This window comes from Pseudomonas sp. AN3A02, assembly GCF_011765255.1.
In the GTDB taxonomy this organism is placed as follows: Bacteria; Pseudomonadota; Gammaproteobacteria; order Pseudomonadales; family Pseudomonadaceae; genus Aquipseudomonas.
Map to the genome: position 1 here is coordinate 893,421 of NZ_JAARNI010000001.1, position 23,471 is coordinate 916,891.

The window sequence follows — 23,471 nt, forward strand, 5'->3', positions numbered from 1 at the left end:
GGGCTTTTGCGTTTCTGGCTAGTTGGAATGAAAACGCCGGTTCAACGCAATCCGCTTGGCCTCCACTGCCCGCAGGTGTTGGTGGTGACGCCGCCACAACACCAGCACGATGATCAGCACCAGCAACGCCAGGCCACCGCCCCACAGCAAATACGGCATCGCCGTAATCAACAACGGCGCGTCCCCACCGCGACGCAAGCTGGTCACTTCTTCGGAACTGACGCTCAGCGCCGGGTTGCCGAAGGTTTGCAGGCTGTAGTTGGCGATGGCGGCGATTTGCGCATCGTTCAGGTCGCCGCCCAGGGCCGGCATGTTCACTGCGCCATCGGCACCTTTACGGTCGATGCCCGCAACGATTGCCATCACCAGGTTGTTGGCCTGGTTGCCGTTGAGCGCAGTGTTGAGGCTCAGGGACGGGTAGAACTTGTCAGCCGAGCCCTGCCCATCGCGACCGTGGCAGCTGGAGCAGGCCGAGTTGTAGAGGCGTGCGCCATCCAGGCCAGTGGCATCGGCCAGTGAGGCTTGATCGCCCTGGCCGGTTTCCAAAGCGCTCATGTCCACCGGCTTGACGTCGCGCACCACCCGCTCGGTCTGCCCGGGATCGCGGATCGGCGGCACGCTGTGCAGGTAGGCGGCCATGGCGTGCAGGTCGCTGTCGCTGAGGAAACGGAAGCTGTTTTCCACCGCTTCGGCCATACCGCCTGCCGCTTGGGCCTTGTCGGCGAGGTGACCGTTTTTCAGGAAGTTGACCAGGTCGTCCTCGCTCCAGGCGCCGAGGCCACTGACCTTGTCGGAGGTGATGTTGGGCGCGACCCAGCCCCCCAGTTTGGCGCCGGCCAGGTACTGGCTGTTGTCCTCGGCCATCAGGGCATTACGCGGGGTGTGGCAGGCGCCGCAGTGGGCCAGGTTGTCCACCAGGTACTGGCCGCGGCTGGTCTGTTCGGTGGCGCCGGGCTTGGGCACAAAACCCTGGCTGTCGAGGAACACCAGGTTCCAGCCAAACATCAGTTGGCGGATGTTGAACGGGAACGCCAGGTGGGTTTCCGGCACCGGCTGGTCCACGGCTTTGACGCCCTGTTGCAGGTACACGTACAAGGCGTGGATGTCGTCATCACTCATGCCCTGGTACGAGGTGTAAGGCATCGCCGGGTACAGGTGCTGGCCCTTGGCGTTGATGCCTTTGCGCAAGGCGTCCGCCAGTTGCTGCTCGGTGTAGTCGCCGATGCCGTAGGCCTTGGACGGGGTGATGTTGCTGGAGATGATCTTGCCCATGGGCGAGTCGATCACATACCCGCCGGCCAGCGGCGCGCCGCCATGCTCGGCGGTGCGGTGACAGGCTTCGCAATCGCCGGCACGGGCGACATAGGCGCCCTTCTCGATCAGCGCATCCGTATCTTCAGCAGCAAACACCGGCAACGCGGTGAGCAGCAAGGCCAGCAGCGGAAATTTAAGCAATCCCATGACCTAGACCTCCCGCGCAATGATGTCGGCCATACGGATACTCAGCGCCACGCCGGCCAGGGTCGGGTTGATGGTGCCGGAAGCCGGGATCACCCCGGTGGTGGCGAGGAACAGGTTGGCGTGGTCGTGGGTGCGGCACTCGTGGTTGACCACCGAGTCCTTGGGGTTGGCGCCCATGATCACGGTGCCCATCAGGTGGTCGCGGTTCTGGTAGCCGGTGTTGTCTTCCACCACCGTGCCACCCATCAGCTGCACAAAGTGCGCATAGTCTTCGGTGACACCGGCCTTGGCCGCCTTCACGTAATCGCCCACCTCGTAGTTGACCACCAGCATCGGAATGCCCAGGGCGTCCTTGCGGGTGCGACTCGGGCGCACGGTGTTGGTCGAAAGCGGCAGGGTTTCGTAGACGGTGGAGACATCAACCCAGCGCGCCGCGTCATGGCGGATGCGCTCGTCCAGTTCCTTGCCGTACACGCCTTGGGCGATCAGGCGCTTGGCCACGGCAATGTTCGGTACGTTGTTGGAAATCGAGTGTTTGACCGACGCCCGTTCCTTGCGGAACTCACCGTCGCGCCGATTGAATATCCCGCCCTGCTGCACTGCCCCGCGTCCCGGCCACAACGGCTCGTCGGCGATAAATTGCAGGCCTTGGCCAGTGTGGTCCATCAGGTTGCGACCGACCTGGTCGGAGGAGTTGGCGACCTCGGAAATCAGCAGCAGCTTGGGGGTTTCCAGACCGTGGGCGGCAACGATGAAGTACTTGGCGGTGAGCCGCACATCGGCGCCGGTGGAGCTGCGGTAATGGATGGCGACGATCTTGTCGTCCGCGCCTTTTTCCAGCTTGTAGGCGGTGGCGTCGGTGATCAGCTTGGCGCCGGCCTGTTCCGCATGGCGGGCGTGCACGTCGCCGCTGTACATCGCACCGATGGGGCAGACCGGCATGCAGTTGTTGTTGCCGCTGCACGCCGGGCGCCCGTCGTAGGGTTCGGTGGCACGGCCGTTGGGCTCATGGATAAAGTGATAACCGGCCGGGGCCATGCGTTCACGCAGGCGCTGGAACAGGTAGGTATCGCCTTCAGGCGCCATCGGATAGGGGCTTGAGCGCGGCGGGAAAGCGCCGCCGCCCTGCCCGCTCTGGTCCTGAGTGTCACTGCCGCACACGCCCAGGGCAATTTCCGCACGTACGTAATAGGGTTCCAGCTCGCTGTATTCCAGCGGCCAGTCGCGACCTACGCCGTAGAGCGTCTTGAGCTTCATATCGTTGGGCAAGTAACGCCAGCACGCCGCCGCCCAGTGCCAGGTAGTGCCGCCCACCAGTTTCAACATGCCGGGGCGAAACTCGAAAGAACCGGTGTTCTCGATGTATTGCTCATCATAAGAATGATGGGCCCACGGCTCATTCGGATACGGTGAGTTGTAATTGCCCTTGTTCGACGAATTACGGAAGTTCTCGACTATCTTCCAGCGGGGAATATGTTCACCCGCTTCCAGAATAATCACCGACTTGCCGAGTTTGGCCAATTCAAATGCTGCGTTACTGCCTAATGCGCCGGAGCCAACCACAATGACATCGGCGTCAAAATCCTGATTCATATAAGTGCCTTGTCTTAGTCGTTGGCCAGCGTTGCCGGGGGGTTAACCCAGTAATTGGTTTTTCCCCGGGAGTACGTCGGGATCACCGTGGCGTCCGCGGTCGGCTGGTAGGCCAGCGCGCCGGTGAAGGTCACCAGCCGCGTGCCGTCGGTGGCGCGCAGGGACACCGGCGTGCCGGTGTAGCCCAGGTACCAGGCCGAAACGATTTTCTGCGTCGTATCCTTGATCACCGGGTCGCGGTAGAACGGGCTGCCGGACAACTGGCCGACGCTGCGCAGGTGATGCTGGCCAACCTTCCCCCACAAGGCTTTCATCTTCTGGGGGAACTCGGGGTCGTTCTGGGTGCACTGGGCCAGGATGCGCAAGGACAAGGCGGCATCCAGGCTCGGGCGTTCGAGGAGGAACATCGACAATTGGCGGAAGGATTCGATGTCGTCGCTGGCGGCACTGCTGACTTCCTGCGCTAACGCAACACCGGCCCACAGCGGGGCAAACAGGCCGGCACCGGTCAAGGCTGCGCCTGAATACAGGAGTTTTCTTCGGGTTATCACGGGGTATCTCCTCATGAGTCGAACAACTATCGGCGCAGAGGCCAAGTTCGACTTCACTGCAAAAGGCTGGGTACTTCGTTCACGGAGGTTGAACGGACTTTAAGAGCCCTTTTTATAACTGCCAGGAGAACGCCAAGCTGTCATGCAGCTTGTTAATTATGGATATGAGCAATAACGCGACCGTCTATAACAGCCGCTTAAACACCGTACAGCAATTTATCCCGCAATAATATGAAACATCCCCTCGGATATTCGCTCAGTTGTGCAGGTAATCCGCGAGAGGATACTTCGCGCACAAGGTTTGGGCCTGCAAACGCAGGGATTCCTGAGCATTGGGATCAAGGGTGAACTTGTGCTCGTTGAGGGGCGTGACGGCATCGAGTACCCGGCACACCAACTCGACGACCTGACGGCATCCGGGAGCGTCTATGTTGCGTTGCGCCATTGAGCCGGTGCCGATACACAACCCGCCGGCGACGAATGACGGTCGCGTCTCCCCCGGTGCGCGATGTTTATCCACGATGATGCCGCACTGCTCCAGGGCCGCCTGGGCGATGGAACCGGTGATGCCACCACGCAAGCGGATCAGCACCGAGTGGTTTTCACTGCGTCCGCCTACCACCTCGTAGTCGCAGGCCTGAAACGCATTGGCCAGTTCGTCGGCAGTCGTGCGCACCCGCGCCATCCAGGCGTCGAAATCCGCTGACATGGCGTAGCCGAACGCCGCCGCCTTTGCCGCGATCATGTTGAAGGCCGGTGCGCCCTGCATTCGTGGAAATACGGCTTGGTCGAGGAGACGACTGAAGGTGGCTTTAAGGCCGGGGACCTTGGTTTCAGCGTCGCGACCGGAAAGAATCAGACCGCCGCGAGGGCCGCCAAGCTGCTGGTGGGTGCACAGCGTGGTGACATGAGCCGCGTCGATCGGGCTCGGATGACGCCCGGTAGCGACCAGGCCGGCGATGCTCGAAATGTCCGCCAGCAGGATCGCCCCGGCTTCGTCCGCAATCCCGCGGAACCGCTCGAAATCGATGACGTGCGAGTAAGCCGTCGCCCCGCAGATGATCACGCGCGGGCGATGGGCCAGCGCCAGTGTGCGCACCTGTTCGTAGTCGATAACGCCTTTGGAGGTGGTGCCGTATCTGAGCGCCTTGTAGTACGCCCCGGTGAACGCGACAGGGCTGCCATGGCTCAGGTGCCCGCCGTGATCGGTGGCCATGCCGAGCACCGTGTCTCCCGGCTCCAGCAAGGCCGCCAGCACCTGGTAGATCGCAGTCGACCCCGAGTGTGATTGCACGCCGGCGTAGTGCGCACCGAACAGCTCACACGCTCGGCGGACAGCCAGGGCTTCGACCCGGTCGGCGTTCTCGCACCCGGCGTGATGGCGCCAGCCAAGGGCGCCCTCGGCGGTCACATTGACCAGCAGTGAGGCGGACGCCGCCAGGATGTGCGGTTTCACTGCACAGGACGAAGCGGCCAATGACAAGGTTTGGTGTTGGCGCATGACTTCCGCATCCAGCAGCCCCGCCAGCTCCGCGTCCTCTGCACGTAGATCCGCCAGCCCTCGTTGCAGCAGGCCGGCCTGGTGGGTAAGTGGTTGCGTGTTGACTGTCATAGTCTTGGGTTCCTTCCCTGAAAATCGACTTCGCCTTTCCATTCAGCGCAGGGCAATTAAGCAGAAAAATGAACATTTTCCAAATTAAATGATTCTTTTTGGCTGCACGCAGGGGGACAAGAGGCGGTATTTCCTGGCTGGGTGATGGCCAATCGCCAAAAAACTGATGACGGTCTTTATTCTTGTAGCGGGCGCATGCAACACTTCGCGCCGCGGCGAAGCACGCGACCCAGCGCAACATGGACGCTCTGTGTAAAACATAAGGAAGTGGTGGGCATTTGATTCACAGAAAAGAACGCACCGAGTATTTGAAGAGCAATATCAAATACCTGATCAAAAGCCGCGGAGAAACGCAGCTGTCGTTGTGCAACTCGGCCGGCCTGACCAGAACCACGATCTACAACATTCTGGAAGGCAAGGTCGTCAACGTTCAGCAGTCCACCATCCGCAAGATCTCGGATTTCTTTGGCGTGTCCTATGAAGAAATCGAGACCCTCGACTTTGAAGAAAAAGAGATCATCGACAGCAGTATTTCCCCCCAGGGAAATATGAACCCCGCCGCCGTGCCGATCATCAAGCAAAGCCAGGTCATGGCAAGCATGGACAAGCGCATCGGCGAACTGGCCACGCTGTACCCGCTGACTTACTACTTCGGCACTTCCTATAACTTGATCGCTGTGCTGCTGGAGCATGAAATTGCCGGCGTCAACGAGCCGGGGGATTTGTTGATCGTGCAGAAAGGCACGTCGAGCGACGACAAGGAAAAGTTGGTCTTCGACAGAGTCAGCAAAAAACTATTTATCACGGATGAAGCGTGTATCAGCTCGGATCGTATCTGTGTGGTGGGAGATATCATCGAGGAGCGCTTCAATGACAACGTATGAGAACGAAGTCGAGAACAGTAAATATAAATTACTGGGTTTTGAGAATGACAAGAGCCTGGCGGTGATCATGGTGATCGCCACGGGCAAGATCATTCGGATAAAGCTGAGCGAAGTGCTGAACAGCGAAATCATGGACAATTTAAATAAAATGGAAGTCAAGAACATGTACAAGAAGTTCTATTCGCAAGGCGGAGCGCTCACCGCGTACGACATCAACGACCGCAACGAGAACTCATGGATGATTTATATCATCCTGAACCTGCTGCTCTTTACGTTCTATATCTTCACCAGCATTGCAGCGACCAAACCTATTTACCTGGAATCGCTGGGCATCATCGTCACACCCGGCACGTTTCTCTACCCGCTGACGTTTCTGATCGTGGACTTGCTCAACGAACAATTCGGCCTCCGGCTGGCGAGAAGGGCCATCCTGTTTGCGTTTGCCAGTAACGCGATGATCATCATCCTGCTCTACGGCTCGACCTTCCTCCCCGGCTTGCCAGGCTGGAAACTCGATGGGCCGTATAACGACGTGATCATCCAGGTGTCGTCGGTGCTGATCGCCTCCTCGGTTTCGTTTCTGGTGTCGGAGAACATCAACTCGTACTTGCTGTGCAAGATCAAAGAGCTGACCAACTCCAAGTACCTGTTCCTGCGCATTTTCCTGAGTACGTTCTTCGCGGTGATTATCGACAGTTTCCTGTTCTGCTTCATCGCGTTCTACGGCGCCATGCAGACCAGCGACATCCTGAACATGATCTACGTGCAGATCGCGATCAAGGTCTGCTTTGCCTTCATCAACATCCTGCCGGCCTATGGCGCCCGCTCGCTGTTCAAGCGCTACATCACGGGCGATACCCAGACCCAACCACACGCCAGCTGATGATCGTTCCCACGCTCTGCGTGGGAACGATCAGCATCACGCCAGTTTGCTTTTCAGGCTCTGCATGACGGCTGCCTTGTTCTCCAGGTAGTCGTTCAGACCACGTGCGCGAAGGTTGCACGCGTCGCAGTTGCCACAGCCCGTGCCGATAATGCCGTTGTAGCAGGTCAGGGTCTGGTTGCGGATCAAGTCCAGCTGGTTGTGATGGTCCGCCAGGGCCCAGGTCTCGGCCTTGTTCAGCCACATCAGCGGGGTTTCCAGGCGCACGTCGTATTCCATGCCCAGCTGCAACGCTTTATTCAGTGCCTTGACGAACTCGTCACGGCAATCGGGATAGCCGGAGAAGTCGGTTTCACACACGCCGGTGATCACGGTTTCCGCCTTGACCTGATAGGCGTAGATCGCCGCCAAGGTTAAGAACAGAATGTTCCTGCCCGGCACGAAGGTGCTCGGCAAACTCTCGCCTGAGCTGTTCACCGTAGGTACCGGGATGTTGTCGCGGGTCAGGCTGCTGATGGCCAGCTCGTTCAACAACGAGACATCCATCACCTTGTGAACGGTGGCACCCAGCTGTTTTGCGAGCTTCTGTGCGACTTCGATTTCCGCCACATGCCGCTGGCCATAATCGAAGGTAATGCAGTGCACCTCGTCATACAGCGGCAGTGCCTGGATCAGGCAGGTTGTCGAGTCCTGCCCACCACTGAATACGATAACGGCTTTTTTCTTCATCATTCTGCTTCCTGCATTTATCACATGTGTAGGAGCAAGGGGGACGCCTAGTTCTTGCTCGCGAAAAACGTCAATGATAACGCAGCGTATCTGGTTTAACGCGGCGCCTTCTGGTTTTTCGCGAGCAAGCTCGCGCCTACAAAAAAGCCCCGCGCTTCTCACGAAGGCGGGGCTTTTTCTACTTCATCCACTCAGTGGGCGTACGTCAGCAGCAACTCTTTCGGCACCTGGAAATCCAGGGACATCATCACGCTCAAGGCGGTGATGGTGAAGATCGAGAAGACGAACAGCTTGCGTGCCCAGACGGTGTCATCCACCGCCTTGTAGCCGGTCCAGGCCATGTACAACCAGTACATGCCCATGGCGGCGGCAACGGCGAGGTAGCTCATGCCGGCGTAGCCACTGAAGGTCAACATCAAGGTCGCCACGAGGAAGGCCAGGATGTAGAGCAGGATGTGTTTCTTGGCGACCTTGATGCCACGCTTGACCGGCAGAACCGGAATCGAGGCAGCCAGGTAGTCATTGAAGCGGAAGATCGCGATGGCATAGGAGTGCGGCATCTGCCACAGGCTGAACATCACCAGTAGCACCAGCGCGGCCATGTCGAAGCTATTGGTCACAGCCACATAACCAATCACCGGCGGCATCGCCCCCGACAGACTGCCCACCAGCGTGCCGTGAACCGACTTGCGCTTGAGGTACAGGCTGTAGAAGCCAACGTAGATGACAAAACCGATAACGGCAAACAGCGCCGCCAGCGGGTTGGCCACCTTGTACAACAACACCACGCCGGCGATACCCAAAACGGTCGCGAAGATCAGTGCCAGCTTCAGGGAGATAAGGCCCTGGACCAGCACACGATTCTTGGTGCGTTCCATCTTGATGTCGATATCGCGGTCGATGCAGTTGTTGAATACACAACCGGAAGCTACCACCAGGGACGTGCCGATCATCGCTGCCAGGAAAATGGCCAGATCGACATGCCCCTTGGAGGCCAGGAAGAAACCGCCTGCCACAGAAAGCACGTTACCGAAAATGATCCCCGGTTTGGTGATTTGGATAAAGTGCTTAAGCGACATCGGGTCTTACCTCACTTCGCCATCATGAACGTATGGATGCTGAACATGATCCATACCGACAGGCCAACCAGCAGGAGGATCACCAAGCCTGCAAACACGAACGCAATCACGTTATCGCGCTGAGCCTTCGAGCGGTCCAGGTGCAGGAAGTACACCAGGTGAACCAGAACCTGAATCACCGCGAACGCCAGGACAATCATCAAGGTGATCGACTTCGGCAAGGTCGGGTACATCACCAGGCCGAACGGGATCAGCGTCAGGATGACCGACAGGATGAAGCCGATGGCGTACGACTTGACGCTGCCGTGGCTGTCATCGTGGCTGTCATGGGAATGTGCATTAGCCATTACAGAGTCCCCATCAGGTAGACAACGGTGAAGACGCAGATCCAGACCACGTCCAGGAAGTGCCAGAACAGGCTCAGGCAGCTCAGGCGAGTCTTGTTGGTGTTGGTCAGGCCATGCTTGTTGACCTGATACATCATGGTCGCCATCCAGATCAGACCGGCAGTCACGTGCAGGCCGTGGGTCCCTACCAGCGTGAAGAACGCCGACAGGAAGCCGCTACGGTGCGGGCCGTAACCTTCGGAGATCAGCAGGTGGAACTCGTTGACCTCCATGCCGATGAAGCCCAGGCCGAACAGGAAGGTCAGTGCCAACCAGCTCAGGACGCCTTTCTTGCTGCCCTTGTAGAAGGCCAGCATGGCGAAGCCGTAGGTGATCGAGCTGAACAACAGCAAGGCGGTTTCGCCGAGCACGTAGGGCAGTTCGAAGATGTCGTGGCCCGACGGGCCACCCGCTACGTTGTTTACCAGTACCGCGTACACCGCGAAGATCGACGCAAACAAGATGCAGTCGGTCATCAGGTAGAGCCAGAAACCGAAGACGGTCATTGGCCCCGAGTCGTGGTGATGGTCATCGTGCCCATGGTCATCGACATGGGCGTGTCCAGCATTGGTCACTAAGTTCGACATGGTTTAAGCCTGTTCCAACGAGGTTTCAACACGGTTGGCCGGGATCTTCTTCTCGGCAACCAGGCGAGCGTGTTGCTCGGCTTCGATGCGTTCGATCACGTCGACCGGCACCATGTAGCCTTGGTCATCACGGGCAGCGTGAACGATGAAGTAGCCGATGGTGCCCACCAGGCTGACGATGGCCAGCCACCAGATGTGCCAGATCATCGCGAAACCGAACACGGTCAACAGCGCGCCCATCACAACGCCGGTAGCGGTGTTGTTAGGCATGTGGATCGGCTCGTAATGCGTTGGCTTCTGGTACGCAGTACCGTCTTCCTTGGCTTCAGTGAACGGATCGATGCTGTCGGCCTTCGGCAGTACGGCAAAGTTGTAGAACGGCGGTGGCGACGAGGTCGACCATTCCAGGGTGTGAGCATTCCATGGGTCGCCGGATTCGCACATGTTCTGCTTGCGATCACGCACGCTGACATACAACTGAATCAACTGGCAGGCGATACCGACAGCGATCATCACCGCACCGAACATGGCAACGTACAGGTACGGTACCCACTCAGGGTTGGTGGTGGCGTTCAGACGACGGGTCATGCCCATGAAGCCCAGTGCATAGAGCGGCATGAATGCGACGAAGAAGCCCGAGATCCAGAACCAGAATGCAGCCTTGCCCCAGCCTTCGTGCAGCTTGAAGCCGAACGCTTTCGGGAAGTAGAAGCTGAAACCTGCGATGTAGCCGAATACTGCGCCGCCGATGATCACGTTATGGAAGTGAGCAATTACGAACAGGCTGTTGTGCAGTACGAAGTCAGCACCCGGGATGGCCAGCAGTACGCCGGTCATGCCGCCGATCGCGAAGGTCACCATGAAGCCCAGGGTCCACAGGACTTGGCTGGTGATACGCAGACGACCGTGATAGATGGTGAATAGCCAGTTAAATAGCTTCACCCCCGTCGGGATAGAAATCAGCATCGTCGCCAGTCCGAAGAACGCGTTGACGCTGGCCCCCGAACCCATGGTGAAGAAGTGGTGCAGCCAAACCATGAAGCCCAGTACCGAGATCGCGCCCGAGGCGTAGATCATCGAGTGGTGACCGAACAGGCGCTTGCCCGAGAAGGTCGAGATCACTTCAGAGAAGATACCGAACGCTGGCAGGATCAGGATGTACACCTCAGGGTGACCCCATGCCCAGAACAGGTTCACGTACATCATTGGATTGCCACCAAGTTCATTGGTGAAAATGTGGAAATCCAGGTAACGGTCAAGCGACAGCAACGCCATGGTTGCAGCCAGGATCGGGAACGATGCAACGATCAGTACGTTGGCCCAGGTGCAGGTCCAGGTGAAGATCGGCATGTCCATCAGCTTCATGCCAGGGGCGCGCATTTTCAAGACGGTGGCCAGGAAGTTGACCCCCGTCAGTGTCGTCCCGAGTCCTGATAACTGTAGCGCCCAGATGTAGTAATCCACACCCACGCCCGGACTGTAGGCCAGGCCCGACAACGGCGGATACGCAACCCAACCGGTCTTGGCGAATTCGCCGACGCCCAGGGACAGGTTGATCAGCACTACGCCGGACACCAGCAGCCAGAAGCTCAGGGAGTTCAGGAACGGGAACGCAACGTCACGCGCACCGATCTGCAGCGGCAAGGCAAGGTTCATCAGGCCGGTGAAGAAAGGCATCGCCATGAAGATGATCATGATCACACCGTGAGCGGTGAAGATCTGGTCATAGTGTTCAGGGGGCAGGTAGCCAGGCGAACCCTCGGTGGCCATGGCCAACTGGGTACGCATCATGATGGCGTCGGCAAAACCACGCAGCAGCATGACCATGGCAACGATGACGTACATGACACCGATTTTCTTGTGGTCGACCGAAGTCAGCCACTCGGTCCAAAGGTAGGTCCACTTCTTGAAGTAAGTGATACCTGCAAACAGTGCCAGACCACCCAGCGCGATCATGGCGATGGTCACCATCACGATCGGCTCGTGGAACGGGACCGCATCCCAACTTAATTTACCAAACATCGTTTACTCCTCTGCCCCAGCAGTTGAATGCGAGCCCGTGTCAGAACCTTCAACCGCGGCCACTTCTTTCTTCTCGTGCTTGACCGGCTTGCCTGGCTTCATACCTTCGTACTTGTCGACGATTTTCTGAAACAGGTCCGGCTCGTACGTGGAGTACAGGGCGACTGGGTTGTTCTGGCTTGGTTTGGCAAGGGCATCGTATTCAGCTTGATCAAGCTGTTTAGGTGCGGCCTTGACTTCGGCTACCCAGGCGTTGAAATCTTCCTGGCTCGTCGAGATCGCTTTGAATTTCATGCCGGTGAAGCCAGCACCGCTGTAGTTAGCGGAGATGCCTTCCATTTCAGCTTTCTCGTTCGCGATCAGGTGCAGGCGAGTCTGCATGCCTGCCATCGCGTAGATCTGGCCACCCAGTGCAGGGATGAAGAACGAGTTCATCACGGCGTCGGAGGTGATCCGGAAGTTAAGCGGGGTGTTCTCCGGGAACCGGATCTGGTTCACAGTGGCGATACCCAGGTCCGGGTAGATGAACAGCCACTTCCAGTCCAGCGCGACCACTTCGATGTTGATCGGCTTGACGTCGGAGTCCAGCGGACGGTAAGGGTCCAGCTCATGGGTCGACTTATAGGTGATGTAACCCAGGGCGATGATGATGAGGATCGGAACCAGCCACACCGCGATTTCGATCTTGGTGGAGTGCGACCACTTCGGCGCGTAGGTCGCGCTGGTGTTCGACGCGCGGTATTTCCAGGCGAAAGCGAACGTCATGATGATCACGGGCACCACGACCAACAGCATCAGCAGGGTGGCGGTGATGATCAGGTTGCGTTGATCCAGACCGACCTGACCTTTAGGGTCGAGCAAGGTCCACTTGCAGCCTCCCAGCATTAACATCATGCCGAGCAGCGGCAAAAAGCCTAGTAATCGGGGGTACCTGTTTTTACTCATCTCACGACCTCTAAAGCAGCTTGCGCAATGCAGTTGGGTTTTGATCGCCAACACTTCACCCTGCCAAGGGTTGGCATTTCTCTTCGATTGAATAAGGGCCTGCCCGTCGCACCTTGCGCGAATCGACACGTCCCGGGCTAGCGGTGAGTTCTTATTCGAATTCGTTGGTCAAAGGCCTTGTTACAGACCAATTCCATTTGGTGCGGATAGTTGAAAGGCTGCCGGCACCTGGGGTCGCATGAAACGTTACATCCGCTTCTCGACCGCCCTAGTTTGCTCAGGGGTGAGCAGCACCGGACATTCAGTGCGGGCGATTGTAGTTAGCTAGCGATGTATAAACCATGTCTTATCCAGAAATAATTTTTATCGTTTCCAGCAATAATCCTTCACCATTATTGCAAAGGTCCGCGATCGTATCGCGTTTGATTCTCGACAAAAACCACAAAAATTGCCGTGTTATTGGGCGTTTTGCCACATTCCCTACAGGCTGTAAGGGCATCGAAAACTGATCCAAGTCCCCTAAAAACAAGGCATTCGGACATCAGGCAATGTCGCGTACCTCACGCTGCTCGCGGCGCCGGCCAAACGACGAACTGACAGCCACAAAACGCCGCCTTGTGCAAATTTATGCCGCGTTTACTGGCGTGAGAAACGTCCTGCGACAGCCTCCGTGTGACAACATGTCGCACGCTGCGCGCACCCAAACTTGCCCCGCGTCACGGTCCCTTCACAAAATGCCTACAAACAAAAACGCCCCGGCCTTCTTTATTAGGAAGGCCCGGGCGTTTGATTGTTTACGGCTCAGGCTTTGTTCTGGCGATTCCGGTAAATGCCCAGTGGCACCAGGATCACCGTCAGCACAAAGGCCACCAGCGCCCACTGCGCCAGGGACAGGCCGAGGATTGGCGGGTAAGGCGTCTCGCAGAAACCGTCGACCTGGAAACCCAGGGGGAACACTGAAGCCAGCGGCAAGCCATCGACAATCGGTTGCAGCACATCGATGCCGCAGCTGACCTTCGGAAAGAACTGGATGTACACGTGATAGCCGGCGGCGGCGACACCCCCGAGGGCGCTGAGTGTCACCAGTGCTTCAAACAGCGTGACGCTGCGGGTGGTGCGCATGGCGGCACCGATGAAGGCGAAGATCGCGATCAGCAGCAAGGCATAACGTTGCAGGATGCACAGCGGGCACGGCGCCTCGCCCAACACCACCTGCATATACAGCGCCCCGCCGATCAGCGCGAGGCAGATAATGCCCAGCAGTACCAGAAAGCGTCGCTCCCTGCCCAAACGCAATTCGTCGATCATCCCCGTTTCCCTTTAGCCAATGTTGTTTGTGCCAATGGCCGCAAGTTTACACGCGGACGGTGAAAGTTGAGCAGTTGGCGTGAGGAGGTTTAAACAAGGAGGGTTAACAGGGGATTAATGCCCCCTGTAGGAGCGAGCTTGCTCGCGAAAAACGTCAACGATAACGCGTACATTCTGGATATACGCGATGCCCTTGCGTTCTTCGCGAGCAAGCTCGCTCCTACAGGGAGGGTGGGTTATTCCAGAGCCGACGCCGGCCCAAAGAACTCATACCGGCTCTGCTGCTCCGGCACACCCAAAGCCTTCAAGTGACGCTTGATCGCCGCCATGAAGCCTTTAGGCCCCAGGAAGTACGCATCCACATCACGCTCTTGCGGCAACCACGCCGCCAGTTGCTCCTGGCTCAGCATCCCGACCTTGTCTGCCGCCGGGCTCACGCCATCATCTTCGGCGTAGCAATAAAAGCGCTTGAGCTGCGGGTGCTGCGCCGCCAAGCCATCCACCCACTCACGGAACGCATGCACGCCACCATTACGCGCGCAGTGGATAAAGTGAATCGGACGCTCGGTGGCCAGGGCCGCTTCGAGCATCGGCAGGGTTGGAGTGATACCTACGCCACCACTGATCAACACCAATGGCTTTTCGCTGGCCGCCAACGTGAACTCCCCCGATGGCGGAAACAGATCGATGGTCGCGCCGACCTGGAACTGGTCATGCAGGTAGTTCGACACCCGGCCACCGGCCTCGCGCTTGACGCTGATGCGGTACTGGCCAGAGTCGCCACGCGCCGACAGGGAATAGTTGCGGCGTACTTCCTCGCCCTCCAGCACCAGCTTCATGCCAATGTATTGCCCAGGCTCGGCGGCCAGGATCGGGCCTTTATCCACAGGCGCGAAGTAGAACGAGATGATTTCCGCGCTTTCCTCCACCCGCATGACCAAGGTGAAAGGCCGCGCACCACGCCAGCCGCCTGGCGCTTCTTCCTTCTCTTTATAGATAGCCGCTTCGGCACCGATCAGGATGTCGGCCAGTTGGCCATAGGCAGCGCCCCAGGCGCTCATCACTTCAGGCGTGGCGATTTCGCTGCCCAGCACTTCAGAAATTGCCCGCAGCAGGCAGGTACCGACAATCGGGTAATGCTCCGGCAAGATCTGCAAAGCCACGTGCTTGTTGATGATCTTCGCCACCAGGTCGCCCAACTGATCCAGCTGGTCGATATGCCGGGCATACATCAGCACGCCATTGGCCAGGGCCCGAGGCTGGTCGCCACTGGCCTGGTGGGCCTGGTTGAACAGCGGGCGAACTTCCGGGTACTCGGACAGCATCATCCGGTAGAAATGGGTGATCAGGGCTTCGCCGCCACTTTCCAGCAGGGGCACGGTGGATTTGACGATGGCACGGTCTTGGGCACTAAGCATGGCAGACTCCTGAGTCTTCTTACTGATTACCCTTTGTTACTCAGTATTCATGCCAACTAATAAAACCTTATAAATCAGTAATTTGAATTTAATGTAGTCAGTATGACCTCCTACACATTATAGTCACTATGACTACAAGGAGTCATTATGACTGCGAAGCCGCTGCTCACCACCCTGCTGCCCCTGGTCGCCGACCTGTCCCGCGAACTGCCCGAAGGCGAGCGCTATCGGCGCCTGCTCCAGGCCATGCGCGCCCTGCTGCCCTGCGACGCGGCCGCCCTGCTGCGCCTCGACGGCGAATGGCTGGTGCCGCTGGCGGTGGATGGCTTGAGCACCGACACCCTCGGCCGGCGCTTCAAGGTCAGCGAACACCCGCGTTTTGCCGTGCTGCTGAGCAGCCCCGGCCCGACCCGTTTTGACAGCGACAGCGAACTGCCCGACCCCTATGACGGCCTGGTGGATGGACTGCACGGGCACCTGGAAGTCCACGACTGCATGGGCTGCCCGCTGTTCGTCGACGACCAGCCCTGGGGCCTGCTGACCCTCGACGCCCTCGACACCGAGCGTTTCGAACGGGTGGAACTGGACGCCCTGCAAGCCTTCGCCAGCCTCGCCGCCGCAACGGTGAATGTTGCCGAACGCATCGAACGCCTGGCCCTGCGGGCCGAAGACGAACACCAGCGGGCCGAAATCTACCGCCAGGCCAGCGGCCAGCAGCACAAGGAGATGATCGGCCAGAGCAAGACCCACAAACGCCTGGTGGAGGAAATCAACCTGGTAGGCGGCAGCGACCTGACGGTGTTGATCACCGGCGAGACCGGCGTCGGCAAAGAGCTGGTCGCCCAGGCGATCCACGCCGCCTCATCCCGCGCCGAGAAACCGCTGATCAGCCTCAACTGCGCCGCCCTGCCGGAAACCCTGGTGGAAAGCGAGCTGTTCGGGCATGTACGCGGGGCGTTTACCGGCGCGCTGAACGAACGCAGGGGCAAGTTCGAGCTGGCGAATGGCGGCACGCTGTTTCTCGATGAGGTGGGTGAGTTGTCCCTCACCGTGCAGGCCAAGCTGCTGCGGGTGCTGCAAAGCGGCCAGTTGCAGCGCCTCGGGTCTGACAAGGAGCATCAGGTGGATGTGCGCCTGATCGCCGCAACAAACCGCGATTTGGCCGAAGAAGTGCGCAGCGGTCGTTATCGTGCCGACTTCTATCACCGCTTGAGTGTGTACCCGCTGCAAGTCCCTGCCTTGCGCGAGCGCGGTCGCGATGTGCTGTTGCTGGCGGGATTTTTCCTTGAACAGAACCGTTCACGCATGGGCCTGGGCAGCCTGCGCCTGACCAGCGATGCCCAGGCGGCACTGCTGGCTTATACATGGCCGGGGAATGTGCGCGAACTGGAACACTTGATCGGCCGCAGCGCCTTGAAAGCGCTGGGCAACTGCCGGGAACGGCCAAAGATTCTCAGCCTTAGCGCGGCGGACCTGGACTTGCCGAACGCCACCGTGCCACCGCTCGAAGAGCAGCCCGACCCCGTGCCGGACGTCACCGGCGACCTGCGCCTGGCCACCGAGAACTACCAGCGCCAGGTCATCAGCGCCTGTCTGGAACGCCATCAGCACAACTGGGCCAGCGCCGCCCGCGAGCTGGGCCTGGACCGGGCCAACCTGGGACGGATGGCCAAGCGCCTGGGCCTGAAATAACAAACGCAGACTCTCAGACATAAAAGCTCAACTGTGGGAGCTGTCGAGCTTTAGCGAGGCTGCGATGGCATCACCGCAGTGCACCTGCAAAACCGCAGCGCCTGCATCGCAGCCTCGCTTGGGCTCGACAGCTCCCACACTAGACCTGCTTCGCCTTGTAGATTGGATTGATTGGCGCGCCAGCCTTGGGTTTGCGAAACACCAACACATTCCCCAGCATCACCAGCACCAACCCCGCCAACGCCGGTGCTGTCCACTGATAGCCCTCGGCAAACGCCGAGACGTTCAACGCCACCACCGGGAACAGCACAGTGCAATACGCCGCACGCTCCGGGCCCATGCGGCCGACCAGGGTCAGGTAGGCGGTAAACCCAATCACCGAACCCGGGATCACCAGGTACAGCAACGAACCGACGTAGCGGCTGTTCCATTCCATGTCGAACGGAATGCCTTGCACCGCGCAGTACATCGCCAGCATCGACGCACCATAGGCCATGCCCCAGGCATTGGTGGTCAGCGGCTTGAGCCCAGCCTTCTGTTGCAGGCTCGAGAGCATGTTGCCTGCCGAAAAACACAGGGTGCCGAGCAGTGCCAAACCCAGGCCGAGCAAGGTTTGCGGGCTGGCGGTGTGCCCCACCAGCTCCGGCCAGAACAACAGCCCCAGGCCCAGCAAACCGAGGCCGCCGCCCATCAACACATTGCGTGCGACCTTCTGGCCGAAAAACACCCGGGCGTTCAGCGCGTTCCACAACGTCGCGGTGGAGAACACCACCGCCACCAGGCCGCTGGGAATCCACTGGCTGGCCGTCAGGAAGCACATGAAGTTGACGCAAAACAGGCACAGCCCCTGGGCCAGGCAGATCAAATGCCCACGGCGGTTCATCACCTGCAGCTTGCGACTGAGCAGCAGCATCACGAACAGCACCAGCGCCGCCAGGCCAAAGCGATAGACGATGGACACCGGAATCGCTACCACGCCCAGTTGCCATTTGAGGGCAATCCAGGTGGTGCCCCAGATCAGTACGGTGAGTAAATACAGGAAAAGGTTCATGGCGGGCTCCGAAGGTTGAGCCACAGTTTCGCCCCGGGCGGCACCAAGCCTCTTGCACATTCTTGCGCTTTTGTCGGCTGCAGGGATCACAGGAATCGCCGCTGGGCGTAGGATGCAAGCTGTCAGAGAGTACGAATATGCCGCCACTGGAAACCCTGCAAGTCTTTCAATCCCTCAACCGCTCGCCCAACGCTCGCCTCGAGCTGTGCGCCGAGCTCGGTGACGGCTTGTCTGCAGCCTTGTGGAGCAACCATCACGACGCCCAGGATTACGAAGCTCCCGACCATCACACCCTGTCCTGCTACATCGGCGGCGGCACCGGCACCTTTCGCCGCGACCAGCCCGGCACCAAGGGCGGCCCGGACAAGCTGTGCATCCTGCCGGCCGATCATCAGTCGGCGTGGGTGATCAACGGCGAGATCCGCCTGGCCCATGTGTATTTCAGCCCGGAGCAATTCGCCCTGGGCTGCGTGACATTGCTGGACCGTGAACCCCGCGAGTTGCAGTTGCGTGAGAGCACGTTTCTCGACGACGCGCAGCAGGCCCGGCGCTTTCACCAGTTGATCAGCCTGAACTGGAAAGAGCCCGGCGAGCGCCTGCTGACCAGCAGCCTGGCCCATGAAATGCTCAGCCATACCTTGCTCAGCCAGGTGGGAATGCGTGAGGGTTTGCGCTTGAAAGGCGGGCTGGCCGCCCATCAGCGTCGGCAATTGGTGGAGTACATCGATCAGCAGTTGGCCGAGCCGATCAGCCTGGGGCAACTGGCGGGCTTGTGCGCGTTGTCGGAGTACCACTTTGCGCGAATGTTTCGCGAGAGTTTTGGCCTGCCGCCCCACCAGTACCTACTGGCGCGGCGCCTGGCCCGCGCCCGGGAGTTGCTGCGTGGCGGGTCATTGCCCCTGGGAGAGATTGCGCTGGCATGCGGGTTTTCCAGTGCCAGCCACTTTACCAACCGGTTCCGCCAGGCGATGGGCGCGACGCCCGGGGAATACCGGCAAGCGTTCCTGCCTTGAAATGCAATCAGCCTGACTGCACAGGACCAATGTGGGAGCGGGCTTGCTCGCGAAAGCGGTGTGACAGTCAACACATGTACTGACTGATCTACCGCTTTCGCGAGCAAGCCCGCTCCCACATTTGATCTTCAGTGCTCAATAGTCCGTGCTGTTGGCCAGCGCCGTGGCCAGACGGTTTTCCAGCGCCTTGACCCGCGCACCTGCGACCACGTAATTGTTGGTCACCATCGAAAACAGCAACTTGCGTCCCTTGGCATCGGTGACATAACCGGTCAACGACGACACGCCGCTCATGGAGCCGGTCTTGCCGTGCAGGTTGTTTTCCGCCGCCGTGCCCCGCAGGCGATAGCGCAGGCTCCCGCCCGCCATCCGGACCGGATTACCGGCAACCGGCAATGCGTTGTACCAGGCGTTGAACCAGGGCTGTTTGCTGGCGGCCAGCAGTACGTCCGTCAGGTTCTGCGACGACACCAGATTGCGCCGGGACAACCCCGAACCGTCCACCTGGTTCAACGTACTCGTATCAATCCCCTGGCGCGTCAAAAACCCCGCTACTGCCGCCACACCAGCAGGTGCCGTACCGGCATTCACCGTCTTGCGGCCCATGGTCTTGAGCAGTGCTTCAGACATGTTGTTGTTGGAAAGCTTGAGCAGCGGCGTGATCAATTCCTGCAACGGAGCTGACTCATGCATCGCGAGCACTGTCGCCGTGGGCGGCGTCACACCTCCGATCATCCGACGCCCCTGCACGCTAATTCCCTGCTGCGCCAATGCCTGCCCAAACAGATTGGCCACCAGTTGCGTCGGCTCCCAGACGCTGACCAATTGCCGACTCTGCTTGCCCGGCGCCAATGCGCCACTGAGGCGCAACAGGTTGGTGCCATGCTGGCGATTGATCCCGTAGCTGTTGCCCGCGCCGCTGATGGCACGGTTGCCGATCTGCACGTAATCGGTCGCCGGGCTGATATCCACCGTTACCGGACGCCCTGCCGTAACCGGCGCCTTGGCCGTGACCAGCAGGGAGCCCGCATCAAAGTCGTCATTGGGCGACACCGTCAGTGCCGAAATCTGCGCGCCGTAGTAGGTGCTCTCATCGTCCTGGGACCAATCGGTGCCCAGACGCTCGGCGTCGAAGAATGTGTCATCGAACACCAGGTCGCCCTGCACTTGCTGGATGCCCTGCTGCGCCAGGCTGGCCGCCAACGCCTGGTAATCCGCCCACTGGATCGTCGGGTCGCCCAGGCCGCGCAGGTAGAGATTGCCGTTAAGCACCGCGCCCTGGCGGGTGCCGTCGCTCAACAGTTGCGTGGAAAACCGATACTGCGGCCCCAGCACATCCATCGCCGCCGCGGTGGTCAGCAACTTGAGGCTGGAAGCCGGAGTCAGCCGTGTGCGTGAGTTGTGTTGATAGAGCGTGTTGCCGCTGCGGGCATCGCGCACCATCAGCGACACGCTGGCACCGTGCAGCGCCGGGTCGGCCAGCAACTGGTCGAGGGTGTCGCTGGTGGAATTTTTCGGCGCCGTGGCGCAACCGCCCAGCAACACGCTCAAGCCCAGCAGCAGTCCGCCGGTGTGTATCCATCGTCCCAACTGCATCGGTATCGAGTTCCCGCAAAGTCATTAATGGCGGCCACGCTAGCAGCTCGACAACCGTATGGCGAGGTAGCCGGCTACCGCACCCTACGGTGTAGCCGAATTTAGAACGTCAGGGTGCTGGACACCGACACCTGCCGCGCATCGCCGATGGACACGAACTGGGTGTTCACGGCGGAGGTGTAATAGGTACGGTCAAACAGGTTCTTCACGTTGAGCTGGAACTTGACCTTCTGCCCCTCGATTTTGGTGTCATAGGTGGCAAACGCATCGGCCACGGTATAGCCCGGCAAATCGAAACTGTTGGCCGCATCGCCCGAGCGCTCGCCGACATACCTTGCTCCGGCGCCGACCCGCAGCTGGTCACCGCCCAAGATGCTACCGAAGTCATACACCGCCGACAGCGAGCCGGTGTTCTTTGCAACGTTTTGCAGACGGTTGCCCTTCAAGGTCGGGTCTTCGGTGACGACAGCATCGGTGTAGGCATAGCTGCCGATCACGCTCCAGTTGTCCGTCAGCTGACCGCTGGCATCCAGTTCCAGCCCGCGGGAGCGCACCTTCCCGGCAACGCTGTAAACCGCAGCCAGCCCGTCACCCACCTGAACCAGCACGTTGCGTTTTTCGATGTTGAACACAGCGGCGCTGGCTGTAATGCGTCCCGGCATATCGAGTTTGGTGCCCAGTTCCCAGGACTTCGACTGCTCCGGCTCCAGGCTGCCATCCAACACGCTTTTGTTAGCCAGTGGCGCGATGGTGGAGTTAGGCTTGAACGACTCGGTGTAGCTGCCATAGAACGACAGCTCGTCGGTGTAGCGGTACACCAGGCCGACCCGTGGTACCCATTTCTGGCCATTGCCGTCGGTGTTGGCGGTGAACGGGACGCCTTTGCCGGCGTATTGGTCGTACATCTGATAACGCGCGCCGCCCACCAGGATCCACTGGTCGGTGAGGTGAATTGCATCCTGCATAAACAGCGAATCGCTGCGCAGCAGGTCGGTCTGGTTACTGTCCGGCGCGCTGACTTTGCTGCCCGCCACTTCATTGCCATAGACCGGATCGTTGTAGTTGAAGGTGCCACGGGGCGACTGGCGGATCAGGTCGGCCCGGTAGATCTTGCGGTACTCGTCGTCCAGGCCAAAGGTCAGGTCGTGCTGCATGCCGGCGACGTTTACCTTGCCTTCAAGGCTGGCGGTGGCGAAACGGTCCGTGGTCAGCGCGCCCTGGGTGCCGTCCATGCTGCGGGTCAGGGTGCCGTTGGTGTTGACCTTGACCACACGCACCTGGCTGGCGTCGTAGGTCTCGCGGTTCCAGCTGTAGCCGAAGTGGGCCTTCCAGTCGTCATTCAGGTCGTGGTCGGCCTCGAAGCGGTACAGGTCGGAGCGGCCTTCCATATTGTTGAAGGGCTCGTCCAGGCGGCGAGTCGACGGGATATTAAGCGGGTGGTTGGTCTTGGGATCGATCGCTGTCCCTCGGTCAAACGGCGAGAGAAACTCGCGATGCTCGTAGGCAAACAACAGCTTGGTGTTCTCGCCGTACCAAGCCAGCGACGGGGCGATCAGGCTCTCGCGGTGGGTACCGTAGTTGCGCCAGTAATCTTCGTCTTCATGGTCAACGATCAGGCGATACGCCAACCCGCTGTCACCGATCGGGCCCGTGGTGTCGAGGTTACCGCCGCTGCCGTTCTTGCCGTCACCAAAGGTCGAGCCGCGCGCCGTCAGCGAGGTGGATTGAATCAGCTCGGGTTTCTTGCTCACGATGTTGACCACGCCACCCGGATCCTGGATGCCGTACAGCAACGACGACGGGCCCTTGAGCACTTCGACGCGCTCGGCGGTGGAGTTCATCGCGCGGCCCTGCACCAGCGGCATGCCGTCCTGCATGATCGAACCGTTTCGGTTGTCACCAAAACCACGCAACATCACCGCGTCCTGGGTGCTGCCCAACGTGTTGGCCTGGGTAATGCCGCTGACGTTAGCCAGGGCATCGTCGAGGTTGCGCGGCTGTTGATCGCGAATCACCTGGGCCGGCACGACGTTGACGGTTTGTGGGGTTTCCAGCAGCAGGCCGTGGGAACGCATCACCGAACTGGTGGGCGGCGGCTGATAGCTGGTGGTATCCGAAACCTGGGCGGCACCGTTGATGGTGGTGGCGCCGAGGTTCAGCGCGCCGTCGGTGGGCAACGGTTCCAGGGCCAGGGTACGGGCGTCGATCTGGCGGAAGGTGAAGCCGGAATTACCCAGCAAGCGCTGCATGGCCTGAGTCGCGCTCATCTGCCCGGTGATCGCCGGGGCCTTGATCGCATAGGGTGCTTCGTCGGTGTAGACCACGCTGATGCCGGTCACCCGGGTGAAGTCGCTCAAGGCCTGGGGCAGCGGCTTGGCGGCCAGGGCAAAGTTGAACAACGTGCTCTGCTGCTGCGCCTCAGCCGCCTGCGCCACGCCCAGGGGCAGCAGCGCCAGCCCCGAAACCGCCAATACCGAGGCTCCCAGCCAATGTTTAACCGAACCCGCCGACGTTGCCCTGGACTTCATGCTTGAGAACCCGTGTGTAAAAATCGCTGTTAATGCGAATTAATCGCAGTTTCAAGCACTACACGGATCGCCGACAGGTTTACCTCACCTATAACTGAAAATATTTCTGGAAAACACACCGCCCCCTGTAGGA

Annotated in this window: 19 protein-coding genes; 4 read left to right on the plus strand and 15 right to left on the minus strand. The window is 59.7% G+C overall.

What is annotated here, in order from left to right:
* Positions 1-18: 18 nt before the first annotated feature.
* The 4 genes from HBJ59_RS04225 to glyA form a co-directional block, all read right to left on the minus strand.
* Positions 19-1,461 carry a cytochrome c gene (locus HBJ59_RS04225; RefSeq protein ID WP_167662840.1) on the minus strand — a complete coding sequence of 481 codons (1,443 nt, stop codon included), beginning with the start codon at positions 1,459-1,461 and terminating at the stop codon, positions 19-21.
* Between the two features lie 3 nt (positions 1,462-1,464).
* The gene (locus HBJ59_RS04230) at positions 1,465-3,054 is read right to left on the minus strand and encodes a GMC family oxidoreductase (protein WP_167662841.1); all 1,590 of its coding nucleotides are present in this window, start codon (positions 3,052-3,054) and stop codon (positions 1,465-1,467) included.
* Positions 3,055-3,068: 14 nt separating this feature from the next.
* Entirely contained in the window at positions 3,069-3,605 is a 537-nt protein-coding gene (locus HBJ59_RS04235) for a sugar dehydrogenase complex small subunit (protein ID WP_178124240.1), read from the minus strand.
* Positions 3,606-3,861: 256 nt separating this feature from the next.
* The gene (gene glyA, locus HBJ59_RS04240; RefSeq protein WP_167662843.1) at positions 3,862-5,217 is read right to left on the minus strand and encodes a serine hydroxymethyltransferase; all 1,356 of its coding nucleotides are present in this window, start codon (positions 5,215-5,217) and stop codon (positions 3,862-3,864) included.
* 278 nt (positions 5,218-5,495) lie between these two features.
* On the opposite strand from glyA, the gene HBJ59_RS04245 reads away from it, so the two are divergent.
* Positions 5,496-6,101 carry a helix-turn-helix transcriptional regulator gene (locus HBJ59_RS04245; protein ID WP_178124241.1) on the plus strand — a complete coding sequence of 202 codons (606 nt, stop codon included), beginning with the start codon at positions 5,496-5,498 and terminating at the stop codon, positions 6,099-6,101.
* Positions 6,088-6,984 carry a queuosine precursor transporter gene (locus HBJ59_RS04250; protein ID WP_076015657.1) on the plus strand — a complete coding sequence of 299 codons (897 nt, stop codon included), beginning with the start codon at positions 6,088-6,090 and terminating at the stop codon, positions 6,982-6,984. The genes HBJ59_RS04245 and HBJ59_RS04250 overlap by 14 nt, the downstream gene beginning before the upstream one ends.
* Before the next feature lie 36 nt (positions 6,985-7,020).
* Here the strand turns inward: HBJ59_RS04250 and queC are convergent, their stop codons facing one another.
* The 8 genes from queC to hmpA all read right to left on the minus strand — a co-directional run bounded on the left by queC (position 7,021) and on the right by hmpA (position 15,458).
* Positions 7,021-7,713 (minus strand): 7-cyano-7-deazaguanine synthase QueC, encoded by a 693-nt coding sequence (queC, locus tag HBJ59_RS04255; RefSeq protein ID WP_076015658.1) that lies wholly within the window; start codon positions 7,711-7,713, stop codon positions 7,021-7,023.
* 191 nt (positions 7,714-7,904) lie between these two features.
* Positions 7,905-8,792 (minus strand): heme o synthase, encoded by an 888-nt coding sequence (gene cyoE / locus HBJ59_RS04260; RefSeq protein WP_017480052.1) that lies wholly within the window; start codon positions 8,790-8,792, stop codon positions 7,905-7,907.
* 11 nt (positions 8,793-8,803) lie between these two features.
* On the minus strand, positions 8,804-9,139 hold the full coding sequence (gene cyoD, locus HBJ59_RS04265; RefSeq protein ID WP_003216374.1) for a cytochrome o ubiquinol oxidase subunit IV: 336 nt from the start codon (positions 9,137-9,139) through the stop codon (positions 8,804-8,806).
* A complete protein-coding gene (locus HBJ59_RS04270) occupies positions 9,139-9,765 on the minus strand; it encodes a cytochrome o ubiquinol oxidase subunit III (RefSeq protein WP_008435616.1) in 627 nt (208 codons plus the stop codon). Before HBJ59_RS04270 ends, cyoD begins: the two co-directional genes overlap by 1 nt.
* A 3-nt stretch (positions 9,766-9,768) precedes the next feature.
* Positions 9,769-11,787 (minus strand): cytochrome o ubiquinol oxidase subunit I, encoded by a 2,019-nt coding sequence (cyoB, locus tag HBJ59_RS04275; protein WP_076015659.1) that lies wholly within the window; start codon positions 11,785-11,787, stop codon positions 9,769-9,771.
* Between the two features lie 3 nt (positions 11,788-11,790).
* Positions 11,791-12,732 (minus strand): ubiquinol oxidase subunit II, encoded by a 942-nt coding sequence (cyoA, locus tag HBJ59_RS04280; protein ID WP_076015660.1) that lies wholly within the window; start codon positions 12,730-12,732, stop codon positions 11,791-11,793.
* An 801-nt stretch (positions 12,733-13,533) separates the two neighbouring features.
* Positions 13,534-14,040 carry a disulfide bond formation protein B gene (locus HBJ59_RS04290; protein ID WP_076015661.1) on the minus strand — a complete coding sequence of 169 codons (507 nt, stop codon included), beginning with the start codon at positions 14,038-14,040 and terminating at the stop codon, positions 13,534-13,536.
* Positions 14,041-14,276: 236 nt separating this feature from the next.
* Entirely contained in the window at positions 14,277-15,458 is a 1,182-nt protein-coding gene (gene hmpA, locus HBJ59_RS04295) for an NO-inducible flavohemoprotein (protein ID WP_167662844.1), read from the minus strand.
* A 147-nt stretch (positions 15,459-15,605) separates the two neighbouring features.
* On the opposite strand from hmpA, the gene norR reads away from it, so the two are divergent.
* The gene (gene norR, locus HBJ59_RS04300) at positions 15,606-17,150 is read left to right on the plus strand and encodes a nitric oxide reductase transcriptional regulator NorR (RefSeq protein WP_167662845.1); all 1,545 of its coding nucleotides are present in this window, start codon (positions 15,606-15,608) and stop codon (positions 17,148-17,150) included.
* A 139-nt stretch (positions 17,151-17,289) separates the two neighbouring features.
* Here the strand turns inward: norR and HBJ59_RS04305 are convergent, their stop codons facing one another.
* Positions 17,290-18,201: a DMT family transporter gene (locus HBJ59_RS04305; RefSeq protein ID WP_167662846.1), complete on the minus strand. Its 912-nt coding sequence runs from the start codon at positions 18,199-18,201 to the stop codon at positions 17,290-17,292.
* A 137-nt stretch (positions 18,202-18,338) separates the two neighbouring features.
* Between HBJ59_RS04305 and HBJ59_RS04310 the strand changes: the two genes are divergently transcribed.
* Positions 18,339-19,214: a helix-turn-helix domain-containing protein gene (locus HBJ59_RS04310; RefSeq protein ID WP_167662847.1), complete on the plus strand. Its 876-nt coding sequence runs from the start codon at positions 18,339-18,341 to the stop codon at positions 19,212-19,214.
* 135 nt (positions 19,215-19,349) lie between these two features.
* Here HBJ59_RS04310 and dacB read toward each other — a convergent pair whose 3' ends face one another.
* Together dacB and HBJ59_RS04320 are read right to left on the minus strand one after the other, a co-directional pair.
* Positions 19,350-20,810: a D-alanyl-D-alanine carboxypeptidase/D-alanyl-D-alanine-endopeptidase gene (gene dacB / locus HBJ59_RS04315; RefSeq protein WP_167662848.1), complete on the minus strand. Its 1,461-nt coding sequence runs from the start codon at positions 20,808-20,810 to the stop codon at positions 19,350-19,352.
* 101 nt (positions 20,811-20,911) lie between these two features.
* Positions 20,912-23,338 carry a TonB-dependent receptor gene (locus tag HBJ59_RS04320; protein WP_167662849.1) on the minus strand — a complete coding sequence of 809 codons (2,427 nt, stop codon included), beginning with the start codon at positions 23,336-23,338 and terminating at the stop codon, positions 20,912-20,914.
* Between the last annotated feature and the right edge of the window lie 133 nt (positions 23,339-23,471).

Bases quoted from the DNA above. Each gene is read 5' to 3' on its own strand.
- HBJ59_RS04225 (WP_167662840.1), bottom strand. From the start codon at position 1,461: ATGGGATTGCTTAAATTTCCGCTGCTGGCCTTGCTGCTCACCGCGTTG.
- HBJ59_RS04230 (WP_167662841.1), bottom strand. From the start codon at position 3,054: ATGAATCAGGATTTTGACGCCGATGTCATTGTGGTTGGCTCCGGCGCA.
- glyA (WP_167662843.1), bottom strand. From the start codon at position 5,217: ATGACAGTCAACACGCAACCACTTACCCACCAGGCCGGCCTGCTGCAA.
- HBJ59_RS04250 (WP_076015657.1), top strand. From the start codon at position 6,088: ATGACAACGTATGAGAACGAAGTCGAGAACAGTAAATATAAATTACTG.
- queC (WP_076015658.1), bottom strand. From the start codon at position 7,713: ATGAAGAAAAAAGCCGTTATCGTATTCAGTGGTGGGCAGGACTCGACA.
- cyoE (WP_017480052.1), bottom strand. From the start codon at position 8,792: ATGTCGCTTAAGCACTTTATCCAAATCACCAAACCGGGGATCATTTTC.
- cyoD (WP_003216374.1), bottom strand. From the start codon at position 9,139: ATGGCTAATGCACATTCCCATGACAGCCACGATGACAGCCACGGCAGC.
- HBJ59_RS04270 (WP_008435616.1), bottom strand. From the start codon at position 9,765: ATGTCGAACTTAGTGACCAATGCTGGACACGCCCATGTCGATGACCAT.
- cyoB (WP_076015659.1), bottom strand. From the start codon at position 11,787: ATGTTTGGTAAATTAAGTTGGGATGCGGTCCCGTTCCACGAGCCGATC.
- cyoA (WP_076015660.1), bottom strand. From the start codon at position 12,732: ATGAGTAAAAACAGGTACCCCCGATTACTAGGCTTTTTGCCGCTGCTC.
- HBJ59_RS04290 (WP_076015661.1), bottom strand. From the start codon at position 14,040: ATGATCGACGAATTGCGTTTGGGCAGGGAGCGACGCTTTCTGGTACTG.
- hmpA (WP_167662844.1), bottom strand. From the start codon at position 15,458: ATGCTTAGTGCCCAAGACCGTGCCATCGTCAAATCCACCGTGCCCCTG.
- norR (WP_167662845.1), top strand. From the start codon at position 15,606: ATGACTGCGAAGCCGCTGCTCACCACCCTGCTGCCCCTGGTCGCCGAC.
- HBJ59_RS04305 (WP_167662846.1), bottom strand. From the start codon at position 18,201: ATGAACCTTTTCCTGTATTTACTCACCGTACTGATCTGGGGCACCACC.
- HBJ59_RS04310 (WP_167662847.1), top strand. From the start codon at position 18,339: ATGCCGCCACTGGAAACCCTGCAAGTCTTTCAATCCCTCAACCGCTCG.
- dacB (WP_167662848.1), bottom strand. From the start codon at position 20,810: ATGCAGTTGGGACGATGGATACACACCGGCGGACTGCTGCTGGGCTTG.
- HBJ59_RS04320 (WP_167662849.1), bottom strand. From the start codon at position 23,338: ATGAAGTCCAGGGCAACGTCGGCGGGTTCGGTTAAACATTGGCTGGGA.